Consider the following 19,733-nt stretch of genomic DNA (forward strand, 5'->3'; position numbering starts at 1 on the left):
CCGTGGCTCGTCGCCACAGCTCGCGCAGGGCTCAGTGCGCGTTCAAGCGTCGGCGCAGCATCTCCAGGGCCTGGCGGTGCAACCGGCACACGCGTGATTCGCTGACACCCATCTCGCAGCCGATTTCCTTGAACGTCATGTCCCGGCGGTAGTGCAGGAACATGACCTTGCGCTCGCGTTCGGGCAGCGCTTGCATCGCCGCTTCCGCGGCGACCTGCTGCCGCTATTTCTCCAGCCTGGACATCCCCAGGCTCCCGCCCGCACGCCCGCGGCAGGCCTGCTGGCGCCCGCGATGTTCCCGACTCGCTCGAGGACTTTCGCCTGCTGGCCGAACTGATGTCCGCCGTGATCTACCGCGCCGAGCACACCCGCCGTTTCGCCGGCTCTATGTCAGCCCGTTCGTGGAACGGCAACTGGGCCACCGCGCCGCTGACTGGACGGGCAACGTCGCGTGGCTGGACGCGGTGCGCCCCGAGGAACGCGAGCGTGTCCAGCCGGCCTTCATGCAGAGCTACGACGGGGCGCAGGGTACCTGTGACGAATCACTGCTGGTCGAGTTCCGCCTGCAGGACGCGGTTGGTCACTGGCGCTGGCTAGAAAGCCGGGGCCAGGCGCAATGCAGCATCGATGGCCTCGTGCTGTGCATGGCCGGTTTCGCGGTGGATGTCGCGCCGCGCAAACGTGCCGAGACCGCGCTGGTGACCCACCAGGTCGAGCCACCCCGAAGTGGCCTTGCTGTTCACCGATGTGGTGATCCCTGGCGGCATCGGTGGGCGTGAACTGGCGCGATCGCGCACAGGCCATGAGACTGGGGCTGCCAGTGCTGTTCTTTTCGGGCTACACGGACAACGGCATCGTCCATCAAGGCCGGCTTTACCCCGGCGTACTGCTGCTGGCAAAACCATACCGGCGCGCGGACCTGGCGCGCCGTGTGCGGCAAGCGCTTGACGGCCTTCAGGCGCCGTTGCAGGCGGCGCGGTAGCGACGGCAGTGCAGACTGCGCGGCTTCATTGCGGGGTGGTGGGCTCGATGGTGCGTGCTGCCGACGTGCTGGCCACCCTGGGCAGCGCCTCGGCCTGAAGCGGGCTCAGCAGGCCGGCGTGGCGCTCGCGCCAGTGGTCCAGTTCGTTGCGATGTGCATCGTGGGCGTCGGCACTTGTCCCGGTGCTTCGCTCGCGCCACAGCCCATCCAGAAAGGCCACCACCAGCTCGCGCGTGGCCTGCTTCACCGCCACGTTGTGCTCGCTGCCGCCGGTGCCCAGGCGGTCGGTGAACATGCTGTGCGAGCCGTCGCGGAACACCACCAGGCGCTTGTGTTCGCTGCCGGTGGCCGCGAACAGCTTGAGCCGGTCCTCTACGCCCGAGGTGAAGCCGGGGATGCGGATGTCGTCGTCCTCGGCTGTCACGTGCAGCGCGGGCACCGTCACCGGCGCGAGGATGGGACCGGGATCGCCCAGTCCGTGAAAGGGCGGAGCGCTGATGGCCACCACCGCCTTGAGGCGCTCGTCGACCAGCACCGGCTTGCCGGGCACGCGTGCGCCAGCGGTCAGCAACGCGGTGTTGGCCCCGTAGGAATGACCGACCACGGCAATGCGGGAGGCGTCCACGCGCGCGGCCAGTGTCGCATCGGCGAGCACACGGTCGAGCGCGAAACGCAGGTCCTGCGCGCGTGCAATGGCTTCGGCCTCGGTGGCCGCACCGTTGAGGCGCCCCAGCAGTTCCAGCGGGTTGCCGCGCCACAGGCGGTTGTCACTGCCCACGTGCTGCACATGCAGCGCCGCGTAACCCTGGTCGGCCAGGTGGCGGCCGAGGTAGCTGTAGCCGAAGCGCGATCCACCAATGCCGTGCGACACCAGCACCAGGGGCACCGGTGCCGAGGACTCGCGCGGCAGGTGCAGACGCACCGGTACGGTGCGCTCGCGCACCGCATCGCGCCATTCGCGGTCGAGTGTGTCGATACGCCCGGGCACCGGCATGGGCAGCACCTGCGCGAGCCGCGCCTGGCGTGCCGCCTGGCGTTCGGCGTCGCTCACGGTGTCGCTGGCGCGGCTGGCGCAGCCCGTGATGGCCAGGGCACCGGCCAGACCGAGCAGCGCGGTCAGAAGGATTGGACGAGGGCGTGGCATGGGTGTCGGCCTTGCGATGGGTGTTGCGCGAAAGCGGCGATTGTTCGGTGCGCACCGCGCACGAGGATGACATTCCTGTCATCCGTGATCGCCGGCTGGCCCCTGCGTTTAGTGAATTTTTAAGGTCCGCTGAGCCCGCTTTTACGAAGCGTGGCGCGGTGTTTCGGGCACAGTGCCGCCTTCCCCGATTGCGGCAGTGCCTGTTGCCGCGCCGTCACATCGCCCCCGCAAAGTTTCAATCGTTGAGGCTTAATGCGCCTCTCGCAACGCCGCACCCCCTACCCGGGGGCTGCGGCGTCGGCAATTTCTGGAGTACCCCCATGCCTGTCAATCGACCCGGGCGCGCCGCCGCCCAGGCCATGCTGATCGCGTTGGCCATCGCCTTTCTCCAAGCCTGCGGCCGCCCGGCCGACGCCCAGGGCGGCCCGCCACCAGCCATGCCGGTGAGCGTGGCACCCGCGGTGCAACGCGCCGTCACCGACCTCGAAACCTTCAGCGGCCGCCTCGAAGCGGCCGAGTTCGTGGAGTTGCGCCCGCGCGTGGGCGGCACGATCGAGAAGGTGCACTTCACCGACGGCGCCAGTGTGGCCGCCGGTGCGCTGCTGTTCACCATCGACCCGCGCCCGTTCGAGGCCGAGGTGGCGCGCGCCGAGTCGCAGCTGGTGGCTGCAAAGTCGCGCGCGGAGCTCGCGCAGACCGAGCTCACCCGCGCGCAGAAGCTGCTCGAGAGCCGGGCTGTCTCGCGCCAGGAATTCGACCAGCTCAGCGCCGGTGCGCGCACCAGCGAGGCCGACATCAAGGCCGCCGAGGCCGCGCTGCGCGTGGCGCGGCTGAACCTGTCGTATACGGCGGTGCGCGCACCGATCGCGGGGCGCCTGTCGCGCGCCAACGTGACTGCGGGCAACCTGGTCAATGAGCAGGTGGTGCTCACCACCATCGCCGCCACGAACCGTGTGCATGCGTACTTTGATGGCAGCGAGCAGACCTTCCTGCGCGTGAAGGCCGCGGGCAACGCCAAGCCGGTGGTGCGCATGGGTCTGGCCAATGAGAGCGGCTACCCGCACCAGGGCACGCTGGACTTCGTGGACAACCGCCTGAACCCGCAGACCGGCGCGATCCGCCTGCGCGCAAGCTTCGACAACCGCGACGGCCGCTTCGTGCCAGGTCTGGCCGCACGCCTGACCATGACCACCAGCGCGCCGTACCAGGCCACGCTGGTGCCCGAGCGCGCCATCGGTACCGACCAGAACCGCAAGACGGTGGTGGTGGTGGGCGCCGACGGCCAGCCGCAGTTCCGCGTGGTGCAGCTCGGCCCCTTGCAGGACGGCATGCGCGTGGTGCTCGGCGACACGGTCAAGCCCGGCGAGAACGTGGTGGTGGAAGGCCTGCAGCGCATCATGCCCGGTGTGCCGGTGCAGCCGCAGGTGCTCAAGGTGGACGAGAAGGGCCTGCCCATCTTCCCGCCGCCGGCCAGCGCCGCGCAGCAGCCTGGCCAGTAACGGGAGCGCTTGAATGGACATCTCCCGGTTCTTCATCGACCGGCCGCGGTTTGCGGCCGTCTTGTCGATCTTCATCTTCCTCATCGGCGGCCTGGCGATCTTCCAGCTGCCGCTGTCCGAATACCCCGAGGTCGCGCCGCCACAGATCGTGGTGCGTGCGCAGTACCCGGGCGCCAACCCGCGCGTGATCAGCGAGACCGTGGCCACGCCGCTGGAGGAGCAGATCAGCGGCATCGAGAACCTGCTGTACTACGACTCGCAGGCCACGGCCGATGGCGGCATGGCGCTCACCGTCACGTTCAAGATCGGCACCAGCCCCGAGGCGGCCGAGACCGCGGTGCAGAACCGCATCAACCGCGCGCTGCCGCGGCTGCCCGAGATCGTGCGCCAGATCGGTGTGACCACCGAGAAGAGCAGCCCGAACCTGACCATGGTGGTGCACCTGGTGAGCCCGGACAACAGCCGCGATGCGCTGTACCTGCGCAACTACGGCCAGATGAGCGTGCGCGACGACCTGCTGCGCCTGCCCGGCATGGGCTCGGTCATCCTCTTCGGCGCCGGCGACTACGCCATGCGGGTGTGGATCGACCCGGGCAAGCTGGCCGCGCGCAACCTCACCACCGCCGAGGTGGTGGCCGCCATCCGCGAGCAGAACGCGCAGGTGGCCGCGGGCACGGTGGGTGCGCCGCCCGCGCCCACGGGCACCGAGTTCCAGCTCGCGGTGAACACCCAGGGGCGCCTAACCACCGAGGAAGAGTTCGCCGACATCATCATCCGCACCGAGCCGGCCACCGGCGGGCTGATCCGCATCCGCGACATCGGCCGGGTGGAGCTGGCCGCCGGCACCTACGCGCTGCGCAGCCTGCTCAACAACAAGGAGGCCGCGGCGATCGCGGTGTTCCAGGCCCCGGGCTCCAACGCGCTGGCGCTCTCGAACAGCGTGCGCGAGACGATGGAGCGGCTCTCGCAGAGCTTCCCCCCCGGCGTGGAGTACGACATCGTCTACGACCCCACGCGTTTCGTGCAGACCTCCATCGAGAAGGTGGTGGTCACGCTGCTGGAGGCGGTGGCGCTGGTGGTGCTGGTGGTGATCGTCTTCCTGCAGACCTGGCGCGCCTCGCTCATTCCGTTGCTGGCGGTGCCGGTGTCCATCGTGGGCACCTTCGCCTTCTTGCTGCTGCTGGGTTACTCCATCAACACGCTCACGCTGTTCGGGCTGGTGCTGGCCATCGGTATCGTGGTGGACGACGCCATCGTGGTGGTGGAGAACGTGGAGCGCAACATTGAAGAGGGCCTGTCGCCGCGCGACGCCACCATCAAGGCCATGCGCGAGGTCTCCGGGCCGATCGTGGCGATTGCGCTGGTGCTGTGCGCGGTGTTCGTGCCACTGGCCTTCGTGCCCGGCCTCACCGGCCAGTTCTACAAGCAGTTCGCCGTCACCATCGCGATCAGCACGGTGATCTCGGCCTTCAACTCGCTCACCTTGAGCCCCGCGCTCTCGGCGCTGCTGCTGCACCCGCACGACCAGTCGCCCGACCGGCTCACGCGCTTCATGGACCGCTGGCTGGGCGGCTTCTTCCGCTGGTTCAACCGCGTGTTCCAGCGCAGCGGCGAGGGCTACAGCCGCCGCGTCGGCTACATCGTGCGCCACAAGACGGCCTCGCTGGTGGTCTATGCGGTGCTGCTGGGCGTCACGGGCCTGCTGTTTGCGCGCATTCCCGCGGGCTTCGTGCCCGCGCCGGACAAGCAGTACCTCATCGGCATCGCGCAGTTGCCCGCGGGCGCCACCATCGAGCGCACCGACGCGGTGATCCGCGAGATGAGCGACATCGCGCTCAAGGTGCCGGGCGTGATCGACTCGGTGGCCTTCCCGGGCCTGTCGATCGCGGGCTTCTCGGCCGCACCGAACGAGGGCATCGTCTTCTTCGGCCTGGCGCCGTTCGAGGAGCGCACCTCCCCTGAGATGAGCAAGGAAGCGATCCTGGGCCAGGTCAACGGCGCTATCCAGAGCATCCAGGGCGCGCGCATGTTCGTGGTGCCGCCGCCCGCGGTGGACGGGCTGGGCAACGTGGGCGGCTTCAAGCTGCAGGTGCAGGACCGCGCCGGCCTGGGCGAGCAGGCGCTCTACGGCGCCGTCTGGGGCACGCTGGGGCAGGTGTATGGCAACCCGCAGTCGAGCGTGGGCACGCCGTTCTCCAGCTACGACATCAACGTACCGCAGCTCTACGCCAACGTGGACCGCACGCGTGCCAAGCAGATGGGCATCAACCTGAGTGACATCTACGACACCATGCAGGTCAACCTGGGCTCGCTCTACGTGAACGACTTCAGCCGCTTCGGGCGCACCTACCAGGTGGTGGTGCAGGCCGACGCGCCGTTCCGCGCCGACGCCGAGGCCATCACCAACCTCAAGACGCGCAACGCCGCGGGCGAGATGGTGCCGCTGGGCGCGCTCATGACGGTGGAGCCGACCTTCGGGCCCACGCGCGTGACGCGCTACAACGGCTACCCCTCGGCGGATGTGAACGGCGCGCCCAACCCGGGTTTCTCGTCGAGTGAGGCCGAGGCCGAGATCGAGACGCTGCTGCAGCGCACGCTGCCGCGCGGCATGACCTACGAGTGGACGGAACTGAGCTACCAGGACCGGCTCACGCGCGACTTCACCATCCCGGGCACGCACATCACGCTGCCGGTGCTGGCCGCGGTGCTCATGATCTCGGTGCTGCTGGTGATCCTGGTGCTCGCGGCGCAGTACGAGAGCTGGAGCCTGCCGCTGGTGATCGTGCTGATCGTGCCGATGGGCATTCTCTCGGCGCTCTTTGGCGTGTGGCTCTCCAGCTTCCCGCCCTTCATGCAGCCGGGGGATCTGAACATCTTCACGCAGGTGGCGCTGGTGGTGCTGGTGGGCCTGGCGTGCAAGAACGCCATCCTGATCGTGGAGTTCGCCAAGGAGCTCGAGGAGCGCGGCGAGAAGCTGTACGACGCCATCGTGCACGCCTGCCGCATGCGGCTGCGCCCCATCCTCATGACCTCCATCGCCTTCTGCGCCGGCGTGATCCCGCTCATTGTGGGCAGCGGCGCGGGCAGCGAGATGCGCCGTGCGATGGGCATTGCGGTGTTCTCGGGCATGGTCGGCGTCACCTTGTTCGGCATCTTCATGACGCCGGTGTTCTACGCGCTGCTGCGCTCGCGCCGCGCGCACCGGCTCGGTCAAGACAAAGCGGAGGGCCAGCATGCTTAAGGCCAGTCTGTCCACCATCGCGCTCGCCGTGCTGCTCGCGGGCTGCGCCGCCGTCGGCCCGGATCACCAGACGCCGGCGGTTGCACTCGACGAGCGCTTCATCAACGCGGGTGCCAGCGGCGTCAACGCCCAGGCGCCGGGCGAGGACATCGCGCGCTTCTGGCGCGGCTTCAACGATGCGAAGCTCGACGCGCTGATCGAGCGCGCGCTGGCGGCCAACACCGACGTGCGCCTGGCGCAGGCCCGGCTGCAGGAAGCGCGCGCGCTGCAGGGCGAGGCCGATGCCGCCAGCCGCCCGGGCGTGGGCATCGACGCCAGCGCGCAGCGCTCGGTGACGCCGCTCAGCCAGCAACCCAACGCCTCGCGCAGCGAGCGCACCGGCAACACCTTCGACGCCGGCTTCATCGCCGCGTGGGAGATCGACCTCTTCGGCGGCATCCGCCGCTCGCGCGAGGCGGCTGCCGCCCAGGTGAGCGCGAGCGAAGCCGGCCTGCACGCCGCCCACACCGCGGTGGCGGCCGAGGTGGCGCGTTACTACCTCGAGCTGCGCGGCCTGCAGGAGCGCCTGCGCGTGACCGAGGCGAGCCTGGTGAACCAGCGCGAGTCGCTGCGCATCACCGAGGCGCGTTTCGACGCCGGGCGCGCCAATCAGCTCGACGTGGCCGGCGCACGCGCCCTCGTGGCCAGCACCGAGGCCGTGCTGCCCGCGCTGCAGACCCAGCTCGACGTCACGGCCTACCGGCTGGCCACGCTGACCGCGCAGGCCCCGCGCGCCGTGCTGGCCGACCTGGCCCTGCCGCAGCCACTGCCCACGCTGCCGGTGACGGACCTGGCCACGCTGCCCGTGGGCACGCCGCAGCAATGGCTCCAGCGCCGCCCCGATGTGAGGGCGGCCGAACGCCGCCTGGCCGCGGCCACCGCGGGCATCGGCATCGCGCGCAGCGAGCTCTACCCGCGTGTCTCGCTCTCGGGTCTGCTGGGCTTCAACGCGCCGCGCCTGGGCGATCTGTTCACCAGCGACGCCGCGCGCTACAGCCTGGGCGTGGGCCTGGCCTGGACGCCGTTCGACTTCGGCGCCATCCGCTCGCGCATCGCCGCCAGCGAAGCGCGCGCGCAGCAGGGCCTGGTGCAGTTCGAGCAGACCGTGGCGCTGGCGCTGGAAGAAACCGAAGGCGCCTTCAGCGGCTTCAACCGCAACGCGCAGCGCGCACAAAGCCTGGACGCGGCCGCGCGCCACGCCGACGAGGCCGCGCAACTCGCGCGCGCGCGCTTTGACGGGGGCGTGACCGACTTCCAGGCCGTGCTGCTGGCCGAGCGCGAGGCGCTGGGCATTCGCGAGCAACTGGTGCAGGCGCGGGTGGCGCAGGCTGGGGCGCTGGTGGCGGTGTATCGCGCAATCGGGGGCGGGTGGATACCGACGGATCAATCGCAGGCGGCCCGCTGACCGCGGCGTCGATCTGCGCTATGCGGCGATGTGCAGTTGCGCAATCCGCGTGCGCAGATCGGCCTGCGCCAGCGTCATCCTCATGCGCTTCATGCACAGCGCCAGCCGGCCTTCGCGTTCCAGCAGCAGCGCCTTGGCGCGCACGAGGGCGTCGTCGATGCTGCGGCCGTAGGCTCTGCGGGCCTTGGCCACGCCCGCAGGAGCCAGTTTGCCGTCGTCGGACAGCATCGCGAGGTCGATGAGGTCGCGGCTTGACATGGCGTCGTCGGCGTAGCGATCGGCGTTGGCCATGAGCTTGGTCGCGGTGAGATCGTCGCGGCCCATGGTCCAGATGCCACCGATGCGGTCCTCCGGCAAAGGGTCGTCGAGATCGATGCGGCCCTCGAATGTGATCTCGACTTTCACGGGCACGGCGTCGATGCCCGCAGCGAAGCGGATGCCGTACTGGTCGATGCGGGGCTCCCGGTGCTGCGTCACAGGGTCGCGAAACAGCCAGTCCAGACTGCGCACATCCACGCGCTCACGCAGGCCGCGATAGCCCTCGACGGACGAGCAGATGAAATCGATGTCGACGGACTCGCGGTACTCGCCGCGCGAGAGGGAAATCGCGGTGCCGCCACCGAACAGACAGCGATGCTGCAGCAGCAGGGCAGGGTCCATGCTTTCGAGCAGGGCTGCGATCCGGCGGTGGTGCTCGCGCTCAAACAAGCATCACCCCCTTGCCGACGGTCTGCGTCAGGCGCTTGAGCAGTCTGGCCTCCTTGCCGGTGATCTTCGTGGGGTCGATATGGCGCCAGTTTCTTTCGTAAAGGTTGAAGACTTCCTGCGGACTCAGGGTGGTGTCAACTTCTGGCAAGTGCCAGGCCGCGACCTCGCGCAGGTGTGGCAGGTCCAGCAAGCGGATGGCGCGCGGCGGCTGCGCCGCCCGGCGCGCGGGAAGGCGCGCATCCAGTTGCTGGCGCGCCATGCGGTCGTCTCGCGCCAGCAGAACCATGTCCGATGCCAGATCGAGCGCCTCCATCACTTTGGCGAGTGTGCCGAGGGTGGCCGCAGGGGCGCCGGCTTCGAGCCGGTGCAGCGTAACGCGTGTGGTGCCGGCGGCGTCGGCCACCGACTGAGCGCTCAGCCCGCGCCGCAGGCGCGCCAGGCGCAGTCGTTCGCCCAGCTCCTGCAGCAGCCGCGTGGTGGCGTCGTTGATGGTGGGGTTGGCGGGCATGTATCGCATTTTATGCATTCAATGCCTGATATGCAAAGAATGCGATACATGTCGGGATTCAGTTCACCAGCACCAGCTTGCCCTTGACCGAGCGCGATCCCATGATCGCGTAGGCCCTGGGCAATTCACGCATCGGCAGCGTCTGATCCACCAGGGGCTTTATCTGGCCCTTGGCGTACATCTGCGCGAGCGTTTGCATCATGGCCGCGTTGGCCTGCGGTTCGCGTCTGGCGAAATCGCCCCAGAACACGCCCACGATGCTGGCGCCCTTGAGCAGCGTCAGGTTCAAAGGCAGGCTGGGGATGGGGCCGCTGGCAAAGCCCACCACCAGGTAGCGCCCGCGCCAGGCGATGGAGCGAAACGCCGGCTCGGCGAAGTCGCCACCGACCGGGTCGTAGACGACATCGGGGCCTTTGCCGTCGGTGAGGCGCTTGATCTCGTCGCGCAGGCCGGCCTGCGGCGTGTGCGTGCTGTAGTTGATGGTCGCGTCGGCGCCGAGTTGCTTGCACAGCGCGCACTTGTCGTCGCTGGAGGCGGCCGCGATCACCCGCGCGCCGGCGGCCTTGGCGATCTGGATCGCGGCCGTGCCCACGCCGCCGGCCGCGCCGAGGATCAGCACGGTTTCGTCCGCCTTGAGTTGCGCGCGATCGATCAGCGCGTGGTGCGAGGTGGCGTAGATCATGATGAAAGCTGCCGCGTCCACCGCGGGGAAGCCTTCGGGCAGCGGCATGCACAGCGCGGCCGGCGCCAGGGTGTGCGTGCCGAAGCCGCCGGTGCCGCTGAGGCACGCCACGCGCTGGCCAGGCTTGAGGTGCTTGACCCCTTCACCGATGGCTTCGATGACGCCGGCGTATTCGCTGCCCGGCACGAACGGCAGCGGGGGCTTCATCTGATACTTGTTCTGCACGATCAGCAGATCGGGAAAGTTCAGGCTGGCCGCTTCGATGCGGATGCGCACCTGACCTGCACCGGGCTCGGGCGTGGGCAGTTCCTTCCATTGCAGGGCATCAACGCCCACGGGGTTCTCGCACAGCCAGGCGTGCATGGCTCGTCTCCTCGGGTGGTGGTTCTGCCGGCCATGATAGGCAGCAGCGGCGCGCGCAGGCAGCGGGCTTGCCCGCGGCCTGTCCCTTGGGTGACGAAACGCTGGGCTGTGCGGCGCCGTCTTCAGCGCAGCACGAGCACGGGGATGTGCGAGTGCGTGAGCACCTGCTGGGTCTCGCTGCCCAGCAGCAGGCGCTTGATGCCACGGCGTCCGTGCGAGGCCATCACGATCAGGTCACATTTCTGGCGCTTGGCGGTGGCAATCACCGCCTCGGCCACGAGGTCACCTTTGGCCGTCACGGGCTTGACCTTCACCTCGCGCTTCTGGCCCAGAGCCTTCACCGCATTGACGGTCTCCATCGCATCGGCCTGCCATTGCTTCTCGATGCGCGCGATCTCGGCTGCAGCGAGCGCCACGCCGCCCTCGAAGTAGGTCTGCGGATAGCGCGGCACGATCTTGAGCGCCACGACCTCGGCGCCGGTCAGGTCGGCCAGGCCCAGGGCGTGATCCACGGCCTTCTGGGAAAGCTTGGAGCCGTCGGTGGCGAGCAGGATGCGCTTGTACATGGTCATCTCCTTCTTGTTGGGGTGGCTGCACCTTACGCCCGACCTTGCCACCGACCGTTGATCCAGGTCAACCCCACTGCGGCGGGATGCGCCTAAGCTGTCGGTCCATGAGCAGCGCCGCCTGGGCCAGCGGCCACCGGGGCCCGCTGACCGTCAACGACGACTTTGCCGTGCTCGACGATCCGTTCGAGCAGGAGGCGTTCACCGCCGTGGTGGATGAGGACGACCCGCGCCGCGAATCGGTGCTGGTGGTGCAGGGCATGTTCTGCGCCGCCTGCGCCGATGCGGTCGAGGCCGCGCTCGATGGCGTGCCCGGTGTGGACGCCGCTCAGGTGAACGCCGCATCGCGCCGCCTGCGCGTGCGCTGGAACCCGGCCTACACCACGCTGTCGGCACTGGCACGCCGCGTGGGCGACCACGGCTACCGGCTGCTGCCGCTGCAACAGGCGCTCTCGCTCGACGAACGCTGGCGCGAGTCGCGCCTGGCGCTGTGGCGCCTGTTCGTGGCGGGCTTTTGCATGATGCAGGTGATGATGTTTGCCTGGCCTGCCTACGTGGCGGACCCCGGCGACATCCCGCCCGACATCGATCAGTTGCTGCGCTGGGCCAGCTGGGTGCTCAGCGTTCCGGTGGTCTTCTTCGCCAGCGGCCCCTTCTTCGCCCAAGCCTGGGCCGACCTCAGGCGTCGCCGGATCGGCATGGATACGCCCGTCGCACTGGGCATTGCGGTCACCTTCCTGGCGAGTTCGGCCGCCACCTTCGACCCTTCGGGCCCCTGGGGCCACGAGGTCTGGTTCGACTCGCTCACCATGTTCGTGGCCTTCCTGCTCGGTGGGCGCTACCTGGAGGCCCGTTTGCGCGAACGCACCGCGGGTGCGCTGGATGCGCTGATGAACCGGTTGCCGGCGGCGGTGGTGCGCGAACTGGCCGATGGCCGCACCGAAACCATCTCGGCGCGCCGCCTGCGCGTGGGCGACGTGGTGCGTGTGGCCGCGGGCGAGGCCTTCCCGGGTGACGGCGTGCTGCTCGACCAGGGCGCCACGGTCGATGAAGCCTTGCTCACCGGCGAATCACGTGCCTGCACGCGCTCGCGTGGCGAGGGCGTGATCGCTGGCAGCCTCAACCTCGGTGGCGTGGTGCGCGTGCGGGTGGACCGGCTGGGCGCCGACACGCGCTTCGCGCAGATCGTGCGGCTGATGGAGCAGGCCGCGACCGACAAGCCGCGCCTGGCGGTGCTGGCCGACCGCATCGCGGCGCCGTTTCTGGTGCTGGTGATGCTGGCCGCTTTTGCCGCTGGCTGGGCGTGGTGGCAGGTCGACCCGTCGCGTGCGCTGGCCATCGCAGTGGCGGTGCTCATCGTCACCTGCCCGTGCGCGCTGTCGCTGGCCACGCCGGCAGCCATGCTCGCCTCGGCCGGTGCGCTGGCGCGACGCGGCGTGCTCGTGCGCCGGCTGCAGGCCTTCGAGGCCATGGCCGGCGTGAACGCGGTGGTGTTCGACAAGACCGGCACCTTGACGCAGGACCGGCTGGAACTGGCCGGCGTTCGCCTGCGCTCGGGCGCCGAGCGAGACGCGGTGCTCGCCCAGGCCGCGGCACTGGCCCGCGACTCGCTGCACCCGGTGGCGCGCGCGATTGCTGCGGCCGCGACGGCCGACCCCACCGTTCGCTGGCATTCGCTGCAGGAGCGCGCGGGGCAGGGCGTCGAGGCGCGCGATGCACAGGGCCGATGCTGGCGCCTGGGTTCGGCCTTGTTCGCCGGCGCCATGCCCGAGCACGATGCCGACGGACCGCGCAGCTATCTCGCCGACGAACAGGGCTGGCTCGCCACGTTCGAGTTTCGCGAGGCCGTGCGCGAGGACGCGCGCGACGCCGTGAACCGGCTGCGCGCGCAGGGCATCCGCACCTGGGTGCTGTCGGGCGATCGCGCCAGTGCGGCGCGCCGTGTGGCCCAGGCCGTGGGCGTGGACGAAGTGATTGCCGAGGCCTCCCCCGAGCACAAGCTGACGCAGCTTCAGGCCCTGCAGGCGCGCGGCTGGCGTGTGGCGATGGTGGGTGACGGCCTCAACGACGGCCCGGTGCTGGCCTGGGCCGAGGCCTCCTTTGCCATCGGCCGTGCTGCCCCGCTGGCCCAGGCGCGCAGCGACGTGGTGGTGCAAAGCGGTCGTCTGCTCGACGTGGTGGACACGATCGAGCGGGCCCGGCTCACGCTGCGCGTGGTGCGCCAGAACCTTGCATGGGCCGCGGCCTACAACGCGGTGTGCGTGCCGCTGGCCCTCATCGGCTGGATGCCGCCCTGGCTGGCTGGCCTGGGCATGGCCTTGAGTTCGCTGCTCGTCATCGCCAACGCATGGCGCCTGAACGCCGACCGCTGAACACGCAACGACATGGACATTCTGTACCTGCTGATCCCGCTGTCGATCCTGATCGTCTTCGGCATCCTGGGCGTGTTCTGGTGGGCGTTGCAGGCCGGCCAGTTCGACCAGGTGGAGCGCGAGGGCGAACGCATCCTGGAGCGGGAATGAGCACCGATTGAGGGGCGCTTGATCCAGGTCAAGCGTGATCGGGGACGCCTTGCGGACACTCGCAAGGAACCATAGAAGAGGAGTGGCCCATGGCCATGAGCAACAACAAGGCAGCAACCGCTGAGGCCGCGGTCTACAACGACAAGGTGGTGCGGCAGTTCGCCCTGGCCACCGTGGTCTGGGGTGTGGTGGGCATGCTGGTCGGCGTCATCATCGCCGCGCAGCTGACCTGGCCGGCGCTGAATCTGGGCATCGAGTGGCTGAGCTACGGCCGCCTGCGCCCGCTGCACACCAACGCGGTCATCTTCGCCTTTGGCGGCTGCGGCCTGTTCGCGGCCAGCTACTACGTCGTGCAACGCACCTGTCACGTACGGCTGTTCGGGGGCGGCCTGGCGGCCTTCACCTTCTGGGGCTGGCAACTGGTGATCGTGCTGGCGGCCATCACGCTGCCGCTGGGCATGACGCAAGGCAAGGAGTACGCCGAACTCGAGTGGCCGATCGACCTGCTGATCGCAGCCGTGTGGGTGGCTTACGCGGTGGTGTTCTTCGGCACCATCGGCATGCGCAAGGTACGCCACATCTACGTGGCCAACTGGTTCTTCGGTGCCTTCATCCTGGCGGTGGCGCTGCTGCACATCGTCAACAGCGCGGCACTGCCGGTGGATCTGTTCAAGAGCTACTCGGCCTACGCTGGCGTGCAGGACGCGATGGTGCAGTGGTGGTATGGCCACAACGCGGTGGGCTTCTTCCTCACGGCCGGCTTCCTCGGGATGATGTACTACTTCATCCCCAAGCAGGCCGAGCGCCCGGTGTATTCGTATCGCCTGTCGATCGTGCACTTCTGGGCGCTGATCTTCACCTACATGTGGGCCGGCCCGCACCACCTGCACTACACCGCGCTGCCCGACTGGGCGCAATCGGTGGGCATGGTGTTCTCGCTAATTCTTCTCGCACCCAGCTGGGGCGGCATGATCAACGGCATCATGACCCTCTCGGGCGCGTGGCACAAACTGCGCGACGACCCGATCCTGCGTTTCCTGATCGTCTCGCTCTCGTTCTACGGCATGTCGACCTTCGAGGGCCCGATGATGTCGATCAAGACGGTCAACGCGCTGTCGCACTACACCGACTGGACCGTCGGCCACGTGCACTCGGGTGCGCTGGGCTGGGTGGGCCTGGTGACCATGGGTTCCATGTACTACCTGGTGCCGCGGCTTTACGGGCAGAAGCAGATGTACTCGGTACCTGCGATCGAGCTGCACTTCTGGATCTCCACCATCGGCATCGTGCTCTACATCGCTGCGATGTGGATCGCCGGCGTGATGCAGGGCCTGATGTGGCGCTCGATCAACCCCGACGGCAGTCTCACCTACACCTTCGTCGAATCGGTGAAGGCCACGTTCCCCTTCTACGTGATCCGCCTGGCTGGTGGCGTGCTCTACCTCGCTGGCATGTGCGTGATGTTGTGGAACGTGATCATGACCGCGCGCCAGGGCCGCATCGAGCCGGTGCGCATCCCCGCCGTACAACCTGCTCACGCCTGAGGTGTCCGACATGGCCAACCCACAGAAACCCGCCGGCTTCACCCACGAGCGGATCGAGACCAACAACTTCCTGATGATCGTGCTGATCGTCGTGGTGATCGCCGTCGGCGGCCTGGTCGAGATCGTGCCGCTGTTCTTCCAGAAGTCCACCACGCAGCCGGTCGAAGGCCTCAAGCCTTACACCGCGCTGCAACTCGCCGGACGCGATGTCTACGTCAAGGAAGGTTGCTACAACTGCCACTCGCAGATGATCCGGCCGTTCCAGGCCGAGACGCTGCGCTACGGCCACTATTCGGTGGCGGGCGAGTTCGTCTATGACCGGCCCTTCCAGTGGGGCAGCAAGCGCACCGGGCCTGACCTGGCCCGCGTGGGCGGCCGCTACAGCGACGAGTGGCACCGCATCCACCTCATCAACCCGCGCGACCTGGTGCCCGAGTCGAACATGCCGGCCTATCCGTGGCTGGAGAAGAAGCCCGTCAAGGCCGAAGGCATGCCGCGCCGCATGGAAGTGCTGCGCACGCTGGGCGCTCCCTACAGCGATGAAGAAATCCAGGGTTCGGTCGAGGCCGTGAAAGGCAAGACCGAGATGGACGCGCTGATTGCCTACCTGCAGGTGCTGGGCACCGCGCTGGGCAACGCCGGCAAATGACGGAGGTCGCCATGGACATCAACGATCTGCGCTCCCTCGTCACCGTCATCAGCCTGCTGGTCTTTCTCGGCATCGTGGGCTGGGCCTGGTCGCGCCGCAACCGCGATCGCTTCGACGAGGCCGCCCGCCTGCCATTCCAGGACGAATGAAGAGAACAACACCATGAGCGACTTCACCAGCGATTTCTGGCACCTCTATGTGGCGGTGCTCACCCTCGTCAGCATCGTGGCCTGTGCCGTGCTGTTGTGGATCAGCGGCACCACCAAGGTCAAGGCGCACGACGACAACACCACCGGCCACGTGTGGGACGAAGACCTGCGCGAGCTCAACAACCCGCTGCCCAAGTGGTGGGTCTGGCTGTTCATCATCACCGTGGTTTTCAGCCTCGCCTATGGCGTCCTGTACCCCATGTTCGGCCGCTATCAGGGTGTGCTCAACTGGTCCTCGCAAGGGCAACACACGGCCGAGGTGCAGCGTCACCAGGCTGCCATCGCGCCCCTGTATGCGCAGTTCAGCGGCCAGCCCGCGCCACAACTGGCCAACGATGCGCAGGCCATGGCCATCGGGGAGCGTCTGTTCATGAACAACTGCGCGCAATGTCATGGGTCGGACGCCCGCGGTTCGCGTGGTTTCCCCAACCTCACCGATGGCGACTGGCTCTATGGCGGTGACCCGGAAGTCATCAAGGCCAGCATCACGCAGGGCCGCCATGGCGTGATGCCGCCGATGGCTGCTGCCGTGGGCGGTGCGGACGATGTGCGCAATGTCGCCCACTTCGTGCTGAGCCTATCGGGCAGCCCGCATGACAGCGTGCGCGCCTCGCAGGGGCGCGCCAGGTTCACCGCCTGCGCGGCCTGCCACGGCGGCGACGGCAAGGGCAACCCCGCCATGGGCGCGCCGAACCTGACCGACAACGTCTGGCTGCACGGCTGGGGCGAAGAGGCCATCGTGCGCGCCGTCACCAACGGCATCAGCAACCAGATGCCGGCACAGAACCAGCTGCTCACGGCCGACCAGATCCACGTGCTGAGCGCCTACGTCTGGGGTCTTTCCAACCGCGCGCAGAAGTGAGCACCGCATGAGCAATCCGGCGGAAACGCCGAACCGCGTCATCCCCATCCAGCCGGTGGGCGATGACGAGGTGATGGTCTCGCTCTATGCCTCGCGGCAGAAGATCCACCCGCGTTCGGTCTCGGGCCTGTTCACGCGCTGGCGCTTGTTCTTCGTCTGGGCCACGCAGCTGGTGTTCTACGGGCTGCCGTGGTTGACGTGGAATGGACGCCAGGCGGTGCTGTTCGATCTGGAGGCGCGGCGCTTCTTCCTGTTTCCGCTGGTGCTGTACCCGCAGGACTTCATCTACCTCACGGGCTTGCTGGTCATCAGCGCCCTCGCGCTGTTTCTCTTCACCGCCGTGGCGGGGCGCCTGTGGTGCGGCTTTGCCTGCCCTCAGACCGTCTACACCGAGATGTTCCTGTGGATCGAGCGCCGCGTGGAGGGCGACCGCAGCGCGCGACTGCGCCTGGACGCCGCACCCATGAACGCTGCCAAGTTCGGCAAGCGCGCGCTCAAGCACGGGCTGTGGGCCGCGGTGGGCCTGTGGACGGGTTTCACTTTCGTGGGTTACTTCACCCCGATCCGCGAACTCGCGGGTCTGGTGGCGGCGATGTCGCTCGGGCCGTGGCAGACCTTCTGGATCCTGTTCTACGGCTTCGCTACCTACGGCAACGCGGGCTTCCTGCGCGAGCAGGTGTGCAAGTACATGTGCCCCTACGCGCGGTTCCAGAGCGCCATGTTCGACCGTGACACCATGATCGTCACCTACGACGAGGCGCGCGGTGAACCGCGCGGTGCGCGCAGCAAGAAGGCCGACCCCAAGGCGCTGGGGCTGGGCAGTTGCGTGGACTGCACGCTGTGCGTGCAGGTTTGCCCCACGGGCATCGACATCCGAAAGGGCCTGCAATACGAATGCATCGGGTGCGCGGCCTGCATCGACGTGTGTGATGACGTGATGGACAAGGTGGGCTACCCGCGTGGGCTGATCCGCTTTGCCACCCAGAATGGCCTGGCCAATGGCTGGAGCCGCGCGCAGATGGTGCGCCGTGCGTTGCGCCCGCGCGTGCTGGTGTACGGCAGCATCTTGCTGGCGATCACCCTGGCGGTGTTCGGCAGCCTGTTGATGCGTGTGCCGCTCAAGGTGGACGTGATCCGCGATCGCGGGGCACTGGCGCGCGAAGTGGGGCAGGGTCGCATCGAAAACGTGTATCGCCTGCAGATCATGAATGCGACCGAGACCCTGCAGACCTACGAACTGCGCGTGGATGGGTTGCCCGGCATCGAGCTGGCGTCCGAGCCCACCGTGCAGGTGGCGCCCGCCGAGGTGCGTGCCGTGGCCGCGCGCGTGCAGGTGCCGCCGGGGGCGGCGGCCAGTGGATCGCACCCCATCACGTTCGACGTGGGCGTTGCGCAGCAGGACGGTCTGCAGGTGCGCGAGAAGAGCACCTTCATCGTCCCCCGATGAACAAAACAAGGACAAGCACATGACGACCAGAACAGACGAATTGCAGACCCCGGTGCCCTGGTGGCGCGTGGGCCCGATGTGGCTCGTGGTGGGTGGCCCGCTGGTCGTGGTGGTGGCAGCAATCGCCACCGCGGTGATCGCGGTCCGCGGCGCCGACCCGGTGCTGGACAAGAAGGCCTATCAGGCCACGCTGGAACGGGCGCGCGCGCTGCAGGGCAGTGAGCGTGAGGCGGCGCTGATCAAGCTGCAGCCCGCACACCAGGCGCGCAATCACGCGGCCTCGCCGGTGGTGAAGCAGGAGCCCTGAGCATGGGCGACCTCAAGCACTGGATGTGGGTGGTGTGGCCGGCCTTTCTGCTCGCCGGCGTGCTGGAGATGCTGGTGTTCGCCTTCGTGGACCCGGGCGATCTGCAATGGAACGGGCAGCCGTTGGCGTGGTCGCGCGCCGCTGTCTACACCGTGAGCTTCTTCGTGTTCTGGGGCGCTACCGCGGCATCCAGTGCGCTCACGGTGCTGCTGTCACAGCCCGGCGATCAGGAGCAGACCTGAGGGTTGACGATGCGTTTCAAGGCCTCGGTGTCCTTGATGTGCACATAGCGCTGCTTGACGTCGATGATGCCGTCGTCGACGAACTTGGAGAAGGTGCGGCTCACCGTCTCGAGCTTCATGCCCAGGTAGCTGCCGATTTCCTCGCGTGTCATGCGCAGGTTGAACTCGGACGGTGAGAAACCACGCGCCTGCAGGCGCTGCACCAGGTTCAGCAGGAAGGCGGCCAGCCGCTCCTCCGCGCGCATGCTGCCCAGCAGCAACATCACGCTGTGGTCGCGCACGATCTCGCGACTCATGATGCGGTGCACGTGGTGCTGCAGCGTGGTGAACTCGCGCGACAGCGCCTCCACCTCGTCGAACGGCATCACACAGACCTCGGCGTCTTCGAGCGCGATGGCGTCGCAGGAATGGCGATCGTTGACGATGCCGTCCAGGCCGATGATCTCGCCCGCCATCTGGAAGCCGGTCACCTGGTCGCGGCCGTCGGCGGTGGTCACACAAGTCTTGAAGAAACCCGAGCGCACCGCGTAAAGCGAGGTGAAGCGATCCCCCGCCGAGAACAGCGCATCCCCGCGCTTGACGCGCTTGCGCGTCGAGATCAGGTGGTCGAGCTTGTCCATCTCCTCATCGTTGAGGCCCATGGGCAGGCACAGCTCACGCAGATTGCAGCTGGAGCAGGCGACCTTGATGCGATGAATGTCCATGGCTGACGGCGTATTTCCCCTGGACCCCAAGCATACCCCCGGGAGCGTGCTTTTTGGGCGACCGGTTGACGTTGATCAAGGCTTCCCCACACGCGCTGGGGCACAGTGCC

The 19,733-nt window shown here is 68.1% G+C and carries 20 protein-coding genes and 1 pseudogene; 14 read left to right on the forward strand and 7 right to left on the reverse strand.

Annotated features, from left to right (window positions below; all coding sequences use genetic code 11):
- Positions 1–31: 31 nt before the first annotated feature.
- A pseudogene (locus tag M3149_RS01495) lies at positions 32–199 on the reverse strand (sigma-70 family RNA polymerase sigma factor); the annotation flags it as partial.
- On the opposite strand from M3149_RS01495, the gene M3149_RS22975 reads away from it, so the two are divergent.
- Both M3149_RS22975 and M3149_RS01505 read left to right on the forward strand, forming a co-directional pair.
- The gene (locus M3149_RS22975) at positions 162–779 is read left to right on the forward strand and encodes a PAS domain-containing protein (RefSeq protein ID WP_285886289.1); all 618 of its coding nucleotides are present in this window, start codon (positions 162–164) and stop codon (positions 777–779) included. The pseudogene M3149_RS01495 and the gene M3149_RS22975 overlap by 38 nt on opposite strands.
- Positions 776–982 carry a hypothetical protein gene (locus M3149_RS01505; protein WP_251707559.1) on the forward strand — a complete coding sequence of 69 codons (207 nt, stop codon included), beginning with the start codon at positions 776–778 and terminating at the stop codon, positions 980–982. The genes M3149_RS22975 and M3149_RS01505 overlap by 4 nt, the downstream gene beginning before the upstream one ends.
- A 25-nt stretch (positions 983–1,007) precedes the next feature.
- On the opposite strand, the gene M3149_RS01510 is transcribed toward M3149_RS01505, so the two are convergent.
- Positions 1,008–2,126 carry an alpha/beta hydrolase family protein gene (locus M3149_RS01510; RefSeq protein WP_251707560.1) on the reverse strand — a complete coding sequence of 373 codons (1,119 nt, stop codon included), beginning with the start codon at positions 2,124–2,126 and terminating at the stop codon, positions 1,008–1,010.
- 320 nt (positions 2,127–2,446) lie between these two features.
- Here M3149_RS01510 and M3149_RS01515 point away from each other — a divergent pair, with 320 nt between their 5' ends.
- The 3 genes from M3149_RS01515 to M3149_RS01525 are packed head-to-tail and all read left to right on the forward strand — an operon-like array spanning position 2,447 to position 8,310.
- Positions 2,447–3,625, forward strand: a complete 1,179-nt coding sequence (locus M3149_RS01515; RefSeq protein WP_251707561.1) for an efflux RND transporter periplasmic adaptor subunit — start codon at positions 2,447–2,449, stop codon at positions 3,623–3,625.
- A gap of 13 nt (positions 3,626–3,638) precedes the next feature.
- Complete coding sequence (locus M3149_RS01520) at positions 3,639–6,866, forward strand: efflux RND transporter permease subunit (RefSeq protein WP_251707562.1); 3,228 nt, start codon at positions 3,639–3,641, stop codon at positions 6,864–6,866.
- The gene (locus tag M3149_RS01525; protein WP_251707563.1) at positions 6,859–8,310 is read left to right on the forward strand and encodes an efflux transporter outer membrane subunit; all 1,452 of its coding nucleotides are present in this window, start codon (positions 6,859–6,861) and stop codon (positions 8,308–8,310) included. The genes M3149_RS01520 and M3149_RS01525 overlap by 8 nt, the downstream gene beginning before the upstream one ends.
- An 18-nt stretch (positions 8,311–8,328) precedes the next feature.
- On the opposite strand, the gene M3149_RS01530 is transcribed toward M3149_RS01525, so the two are convergent.
- The 4 genes from M3149_RS01530 to M3149_RS01545 form a co-directional block, all read right to left on the reverse strand.
- Positions 8,329–8,970, reverse strand: coding sequence for a nucleotidyl transferase AbiEii/AbiGii toxin family protein (locus M3149_RS01530; protein WP_251707564.1), 642 nt, complete (start codon positions 8,968–8,970; stop codon positions 8,329–8,331).
- A gap of 40 nt (positions 8,971–9,010) precedes the next feature.
- Complete coding sequence (locus M3149_RS01535) at positions 9,011–9,526, reverse strand: helix-turn-helix domain-containing protein (RefSeq protein WP_251707565.1); 516 nt, start codon at positions 9,524–9,526, stop codon at positions 9,011–9,013.
- Positions 9,527–9,584: 58 nt separating this feature from the next.
- Positions 9,585–10,571: an NADPH:quinone oxidoreductase family protein gene (locus M3149_RS01540; RefSeq protein WP_251707566.1), complete on the reverse strand. Its 987-nt coding sequence runs from the start codon at positions 10,569–10,571 to the stop codon at positions 9,585–9,587.
- Positions 10,572–10,693: 122 nt separating this feature from the next.
- The gene (locus M3149_RS01545) at positions 10,694–11,137 is read right to left on the reverse strand and encodes a universal stress protein (protein ID WP_251707567.1); all 444 of its coding nucleotides are present in this window, start codon (positions 11,135–11,137) and stop codon (positions 10,694–10,696) included.
- A gap of 107 nt (positions 11,138–11,244) precedes the next feature.
- On the opposite strand from M3149_RS01545, the gene M3149_RS01550 reads away from it, so the two are divergent.
- From M3149_RS01550 to M3149_RS01590, 9 genes are all read left to right on the forward strand, one after another.
- Positions 11,245–13,509 (forward strand): heavy metal translocating P-type ATPase, encoded by a 2,265-nt coding sequence (locus M3149_RS01550; RefSeq protein ID WP_251707568.1) that lies wholly within the window; start codon positions 11,245–11,247, stop codon positions 13,507–13,509.
- Between the two features lie 12 nt (positions 13,510–13,521).
- The gene (gene ccoS / locus M3149_RS01555) at positions 13,522–13,659 is read left to right on the forward strand and encodes a cbb3-type cytochrome oxidase assembly protein CcoS (RefSeq protein WP_251707569.1); all 138 of its coding nucleotides are present in this window, start codon (positions 13,522–13,524) and stop codon (positions 13,657–13,659) included.
- Positions 13,660–13,748: 89 nt separating this feature from the next.
- Positions 13,749–15,203 carry a cytochrome-c oxidase, cbb3-type subunit I gene (gene ccoN, locus M3149_RS01560; RefSeq protein ID WP_435370713.1) on the forward strand — a complete coding sequence of 485 codons (1,455 nt, stop codon included), beginning with the start codon at positions 13,749–13,751 and terminating at the stop codon, positions 15,201–15,203.
- Positions 15,204–15,213: 10 nt separating this feature from the next.
- Positions 15,214–15,852, forward strand: a complete 639-nt coding sequence (gene ccoO / locus M3149_RS01565; RefSeq protein ID WP_251707570.1) for a cytochrome-c oxidase, cbb3-type subunit II — start codon at positions 15,214–15,216, stop codon at positions 15,850–15,852.
- A gap of 11 nt (positions 15,853–15,863) precedes the next feature.
- Positions 15,864–16,001, forward strand: coding sequence for a cbb3-type cytochrome oxidase subunit 3 (locus M3149_RS01570; protein WP_251707571.1), 138 nt, complete (start codon positions 15,864–15,866; stop codon positions 15,999–16,001).
- A gap of 13 nt (positions 16,002–16,014) precedes the next feature.
- Positions 16,015–16,923, forward strand: a complete 909-nt coding sequence (ccoP, locus tag M3149_RS01575) for a cytochrome-c oxidase, cbb3-type subunit III (protein WP_251707572.1) — start codon at positions 16,015–16,017, stop codon at positions 16,921–16,923.
- A gap of 7 nt (positions 16,924–16,930) precedes the next feature.
- Positions 16,931–18,370, forward strand: a complete 1,440-nt coding sequence (gene ccoG / locus M3149_RS01580) for a cytochrome c oxidase accessory protein CcoG (RefSeq protein WP_251707573.1) — start codon at positions 16,931–16,933, stop codon at positions 18,368–18,370.
- A gap of 19 nt (positions 18,371–18,389) precedes the next feature.
- Positions 18,390–18,677 (forward strand): nitrogen fixation protein FixH, encoded by a 288-nt coding sequence (locus M3149_RS01585; RefSeq protein ID WP_251707574.1) that lies wholly within the window; start codon positions 18,390–18,392, stop codon positions 18,675–18,677.
- A 23-nt stretch (positions 18,678–18,700) separates the two neighbouring features.
- A complete protein-coding gene (locus tag M3149_RS01590) occupies positions 18,701–18,919 on the forward strand; it encodes a hypothetical protein (RefSeq protein WP_251707606.1) in 219 nt (72 codons plus the stop codon).
- Here the strand turns inward: M3149_RS01590 and fnr are convergent.
- Positions 18,904–19,623 (reverse strand): fumarate/nitrate reduction transcriptional regulator Fnr, encoded by a 720-nt coding sequence (gene fnr, locus M3149_RS01595; protein WP_251707575.1) that lies wholly within the window; start codon positions 19,621–19,623, stop codon positions 18,904–18,906. The genes M3149_RS01590 and fnr overlap by 16 nt on opposite strands.
- Positions 19,624–19,733 lie beyond the last annotated feature (110 nt).

This window comes from Hydrogenophaga intermedia (genome assembly GCF_023715105.1).
GTDB lineage: Bacteria > Pseudomonadota > Gammaproteobacteria > Burkholderiales > Burkholderiaceae_C > Hydrogenophaga > Hydrogenophaga intermedia_A.